At 66.7% G+C, this 5,688-nt stretch carries 6 protein-coding genes; all 6 read left to right on the top strand.

Annotated features, from left to right (window positions below; all coding sequences use genetic code 11):
* The coding region (locus tag VKN16_08285; GenBank protein HME94197.1) for a 4Fe-4S dicluster-binding protein at nucleotides 1-660 on the top strand (660 nt) is incomplete at its 5' end.
* A gap of 14 nt (nucleotides 661-674) precedes the next feature.
* Nucleotides 675-1,904 (top strand): pyruvate ferredoxin oxidoreductase, encoded by a 1,230-nt coding sequence (locus tag VKN16_08280; protein ID HME94196.1) that lies wholly within the window; start codon nucleotides 675-677, stop codon nucleotides 1,902-1,904.
* Nucleotides 1,905-1,926: 22 nt separating this feature from the next.
* Nucleotides 1,927-2,937, top strand: coding sequence for a thiamine pyrophosphate-dependent enzyme (locus VKN16_08275; GenBank protein HME94195.1), 1,011 nt, complete (start codon nucleotides 1,927-1,929; stop codon nucleotides 2,935-2,937).
* Between the two features lie 49 nt (nucleotides 2,938-2,986).
* The gene (locus tag VKN16_08270; protein ID HME94194.1) at nucleotides 2,987-3,979 is read left to right on the top strand and encodes a tripartite tricarboxylate transporter substrate binding protein; all 993 of its coding nucleotides are present in this window, start codon (nucleotides 2,987-2,989) and stop codon (nucleotides 3,977-3,979) included.
* A 19-nt stretch (nucleotides 3,980-3,998) separates the two neighbouring features.
* Nucleotides 3,999-4,460, top strand: a complete 462-nt coding sequence (locus VKN16_08265) for a tripartite tricarboxylate transporter TctB family protein (protein HME94193.1) — start codon at nucleotides 3,999-4,001, stop codon at nucleotides 4,458-4,460.
* 2 nt (nucleotides 4,461-4,462) lie between these two features.
* On the top strand, nucleotides 4,463-5,688 hold a 1,226-nt coding region (locus VKN16_08260; protein HME94192.1), incomplete at its 3' end, for a tripartite tricarboxylate transporter permease.

Genomic DNA, 5,688 nt, shown 5'->3' with positions numbered 1-5,688 from the left:
ATCAAGGAGGCGGAGTGGGGCTCGGACCTCAAGGTGGCGTCCGCACGCAAGACCCACGACCGGCTGGAGACGCGCGCCGTCAAGGCTACCGAGGGCAATCCGGAGACGCCTTTCTCCTTCGAGAAGCCCAAGTGGTGGGAGATGCGGGAAGGGGTCAGCATCCCGGCCATTCCCATCGGCAAGCCGATGGAGGGGGGTAAGGGCTACGTGCCGGAGCGCAACCCGTACTTCAAGAAGTTCACCACCCGCACGATGCGGCCGGTGATCGACTTCGACAAGTGCGTGAAGTGCACCCTCTGCTGGATCCAGTGCCCCGACTCCTGCTTCGACGTGACCCCCGACGGGCTCTACGACGCGAACATGGAAGCGTGCTGCGGCTGCGGCGTGTGCGAGGCGGTCTGCCCGGCCAAGGACTGCGTGACCATGGTGCGCGAGGACGCGTTCGAGGACAACGCGAGCCAGTGGGAGATGTGGCGGAAGGACAAGGGGGCCTACACGACCTGGATGACGAACAAGATCCACAGCAAGGAGCACATCACCCGGTCCCACGGGTTCCGCTTCCGCGGCCAGTACGAGGAGGAGATCAAGCAGGAGCTGGAGACGGGCGGCATCGAGATCATCGCGGGCATTCCCGGCGAGAACGCCGAGGCCAAGAAGTAGGGAGGAGCGAGACCATGGCAGTCGAGACCAAGCCCGCAGGAGCAGTCGCCGACCACAAGGAGATGCTGATCTCCGGCAGTGAAGCCTGTGCCGAGGCCCTGGCCCTGGCCGACATCGACGTGGTGACCGCGTATCCGATCCGACCCTACGACACGGTCATGCAGGCGATCGCCAAGAAGATCGCCAACGGCAACCTCGAGGCGGAGTACATCGTGGCCGAGGGGGAGCACAGCCAGTTCGAGATCGTGAAGCACGCCTCCACGGTGGGGGCCCGCGTGTTCTGCGGCTCCTCCGGCGTCGGCTGGATGTACGCGATGGAGTGCCTGACCGTCACCCCGCCGCTGCGGGTGCCGATGATCTGCATGGTGGGCAACCGCGCGCTGGACGACCCGGGCGCGTTCGGGGTCGAGCACAACGATGCGCTGGTGGTGCGGGACCTGGGCTGGCTCCTGATCTGGGTGGACACCGCCCAGGAGATGCTGGACACGACGCTGCTCGCCTACCGCATCGCGGAGGACCGCCGCGTGTTCCTGCCCATCGCGATCTCGGCGGACGGGGCGTTCCTGACCCACTCGCAGGCGCTCTGCCAGGTGCCGAGCCGGGCCCTGGTCGACAAGTTCCTGCCCCGCTACGACCGTGGCGATCTCCTGCTGCACCCCGACAACCCGATCACGGTGGCCCCCCAGGCCAACGAGGACTGGGTCATCGAGATCCGGCGCCAGAACGACGAGGCGATGAAGCGGGCCACCACCGTGATCGACGAGGCGTATGCGGACTTCAGGAAGGTCATGGGCCGCGGGCCCGAGAACCCGTGGTTCGAGGAGTACATGACCGACGACGCCGAGATCATCCTGGTCGGCATGGGGACCATCTCGCTGCCGATGAAGGTGGGCATCCGCAACATGCGGGCCCAGGGCAAGAAGGTCGGCCTGGTGCGTCCCAGGTGGTTCCGGCCGTTCCCGACCGATCGGATGGTGAGGGCGCTCTCGAAGGCGGCGGCCATCGGGGTCATCGACCGGGACTACTCCTTCGGCTCGCCCTTCAACTCGGGGGTGGTGGCCAACGAGATCCGCTCCGCGATGTACAACGCGGACAAGCGGCCGCCGCTGCTGAGCTTCATCTGCGGCCTCGGTGGCCGCGAGGTCACGCTGGAGGACGTCGCCAAGGCGGCGGACATGTGCTTCGCGGCGGCCAAGTCCGGCAAGTCCGATCCCAAGACGCACTGGCTCGGCGTGCGCGAGTAGCTCACAAAGGGAGACGTCAACCATGGCCGATACGACATTCACGAACGCCACGCAGATCCTCGAGCCGTTCAAGGGCGTCAAGAAGGTCACGATCGAGGAGTACTTCACCTCCGGCCACCGTACCTGCCAGGGCTGCGAGTCGGCCCTGGTCATGAAGCTCATGGTCAAGGCGGCCGGCCCGCGGACCATCGTGCTCGGCTCCACCGGCTGCATGTACGTGGCCAACACCACCTACTACACGACCCCGTGGGTGGTGCCGTGGATGCACACCCAGCTCGGCTCCTCCGGCTCGGCCGCCCTCGGGACCGCGGCGGGGCTGAAGGCGCTCATGAAGAAGGGCAAGATGAAGTCGGAGCCGATCAACGTCATCGCGTTCTGCGGCGACGGCGGCGGGGCCGACATGGGGCTGGGCGCGATCTCCGCGACCCTCACCCACAAGGAGTACAACTCGCTGATCCTGCTCTACGACAACGAGTCGTACGCCAACACCGACATCCAGCTCTCGGGGTCGACGCCCTACGGCGCCAACACCACGTTCAGCCCGCCGGGCTCGGTGAAGCGCATCATCCACACCCGCTGGAAGAAGAACACCGCGGGCATGCTGGCCGCGGGCCACCCGGAATGCCGCTACGTGGCCACGGTGGACGCCTCCTACGCGGTCGAGATGATGAACAAGGTCCGCAAGGCGCTCACGATCGGCGGCCCGACGTTCATTCACTCGCTCGATCCGTGCCCGAAGGGCTGGGACTACGACCCGATGCTCTCGCACGAGCTGGGCGAGCTGGCGGTGGAGACCGGCGTCTTCCCCCTGTACGAGGTGGAGGACGGGGTGGTGCGCCACTACGGCAAGACGAAGGCCATCGTGGAGGGCCGCCCGCGCAAGCCGGTGCGGGAGTACCTGCTCAAGCAGGGCCGCTTCGCCCACTTCACCGAGGAAGATCTGGAATACTTCCAGGCCAAGGTGGACGAGATGTGGAACAAGTGGGAGATCCCCGGCGTTATTCCGTTCTGGAAGGAGCGTCCGGGCAAATAAACCGCCGCCTCCCGCAGCGATCGCAACGCCCCGACCACAAGGAGGGGATATGTATCTCCACTGGCGACGTATCGCGGCGCTGATTCCGGCCCTGGTGGCCGTGGTATTCCTGTGCTCGCCGGCCGACGCGGCCTGGGAGCCGACCAAGCCCATCGAGTTCGTCATCCCCGCCGGCACCGGTGGGGGGGCGGACCAGATGGCGCGTCTCATCGCGGGGATCGTGGAGAAGCACAAGCTCTCCCCGCGGCCGATCATCGTGGTGAACAAGTCGGGTGGGGCCGGCGCGGAGGGCTTCCTCCACGTCAAGGGCAAGAAGGGCGACGGCCACACCATGATCATCACGCTGTCGAACCTCTTCACCACGCCGCTCCACACCGGGGTGCCGTTCAGCTGGAAGGACCTGACCCCGATGGCCCGCCTGGCCCTCGATGAGTTCATCCTGTGGGTCAACGCGGAGACGCCGTACAAGACGGCCAAGGAGTACGTGGCCGCGGTCAAGGAGCGGTCGGGCGGGGACCGGATGAAGATGGGCGGGACCGGCTCGGCTCAGGAAGATCAGATCCTCACGATCCAGCTCGAGCAGGCCACCGGCGCGAAGTTCACCTACGTGCCCTTCAAGGGCGGCGGCGAGGTCTGCGTGAACCTGGTCGGCAAGCACGTGGACTCCACCGTGAACAACCCGATCGAGTGCGCGAGTCACTGGAAGGCCGGGCGAGTCCGGCCACTGGCGGTGTTCGACACCGGGCGCATCGCGGTCCCGGAGTGGAAGGATATTCCCACCGTCAAGGAAGCGGTCGGCGCCGACATCAGCTACCTGATGCTGCGGGGCATCTTCGGGCCGCCGGACATGCCCAAGGACGCGCTCGAGTGGTATCAGGCGATGCTCAAGAAGGTCTACGAGACCCCCGAGTTCAAGGACTATCTCAACCAGGGGGCGCTCAAGCCGGCCTGGGAGACGGGTCCCGAGCTCGTGAAGTGGCTCGGCGAAGCCGAACAGCTCCACCGCGACTTGATGACCAAGGGCGGGCTGCTCAAGAAGTAGACCGGTCCGGGATCCGGGGATGCGCACGGCCGATCTGACGACGGCCCTGATCCTGATTGCGGGGGGCGCCCTCGTCATCTGGGACGCGTTGCGCCTGGGCATCGGCTGGGGCTCCGACGGCCCGCAGAGCGGGTTCTTCCCGTTCTGGCTCGCGGTGCTGCTGATCGGCGCCTGCGCGGTCATCGCGATGCAGGCGCACCGCCGGACGCGCGACCGCCCCTTCGTCACCCGGCAGCAGCTGCGGCCGGTGCTGACGACGCTGCTGCCGTCGGCGGGCTTCGTGGTGCTCACCCAGTTCATCGGGCTCTACGTGGCCACCATGCTCTTCATGGGCTTCTACATGCGGTGGATCGGCCGCTATGGCTGGGCGCCGGTGGTGACGGTCAGCGTGCTGTTCCCGCTCATCATCTTCGTGATCTTCGAGAAATGGTTCCTGGTGCCCATGCCCAAGGGGCCGCTCGAGGCCTGGCTCGGCTACTGAGCATGGGCTGGGAGAACCTGCTCCTCGGCTTCGAGGTCGCGCTGCAGCCCATGAACCTGGGCCTGGCTGTCCTCGGGATCACCCTGGGCACCATCATCGGCGTGCTGCCCGGCCTGGGCGGGGCCAACGGAGTGGCCATCCTGCTGCCGCTCACCTTCTCGATGCATCCGACATCGGCCATCATCCTGCTGACGAGCCTCTACTGGGGCGCGCTGTTCGGAGGCGCCATCACGTCCATCCTGTTCAACATCCCGGGCGAGCCGTGGTCGGTGGCGACCACCTTCGACGGCTATCCGATGGCCCGCCAGGGGCACGGCGGTGAGGCGCTCACCGCCGCGTTCAGCTCCTCGTTCGTCGGGGCCTTCTTCTCGGTCGTGCTGATCACCCTCTTCGCCCCCTTGCTGGCCGAGATCGCGCTGAAGTTCGGGCCGCCCGAGTTCTTCGCCATCCAGCTGCTGACCTTTTCCTCGTTCATCGGGCTGGGCGGGGGCAATCCGATCAAGTCGCTGGTATCGATTCTCATCGGATTCATCCTGGCCTGCGCCGGCCTCGACATCGTGACCGGCCAGCTCCGTCTGACCTTTGGCATCACCGAGCTGATGAAGGGCTTCGACTTCATCGTGGCGGTCATCGGGCTCTTCGGGATCGGGGAGATCCTGCTCTCGGTGGAAGAGGGGCTGTCGTTCCGCGGCGTCAGCGCCCACCTCAATCCCCGCGTGGTCTGGCAGACCTGGAAGACGTTGCCGCGGTACTACCGCACGTTCATCCGCAGCGCCTTCATCGGCTTCTGGATGGGGTTCAAGCCCGGTGGCGCCACTCCCGCCTCCTTCATGAGCTACGCCTTCGCCAAGCGGTTCTCGCGGCATCCCGAGCGATTCGGCAAGGGCGAGATCGAGGGCGTGGTCGCGCCCGAGACGGCGGCCCACGCCGCGGGCGGCGCCGCCCTCCTGCCGATGATCACGCTCGGCATCCCGGGCAGCCCCACCGCGGCGGTCATGCTGGGCGGCCTCATCATCTGGGGGCTCCAGCCGGGGCCGATGCTGTTCAAGGAGCGCCCGGACTTCGTCTGGGGCCTCATTGCGAGCATGTACACCGGCAACATCATCGGCGTGATCATGGTCCTGGCGTTCGTGCCCCTCTTCGCCGCCATCCTGCGGGTGCCGTTCGCCATCCTGACCCCCCTCATCGTCAGCGTCTGCGCCATCGGCGCCTACTCCGTCCACAGCAG

The sequence above is a fragment of the Candidatus Methylomirabilota bacterium genome, assembly GCA_035315345.1.
Classification (GTDB): domain Bacteria; phylum Methylomirabilota; class Methylomirabilia; order Rokubacteriales; family CSP1-6; genus CAMLFJ01.
The sequence above is the reverse complement of the archived record's forward strand: the minus strand, read 5'-3'. Positions and strand labels throughout refer to the sequence as shown.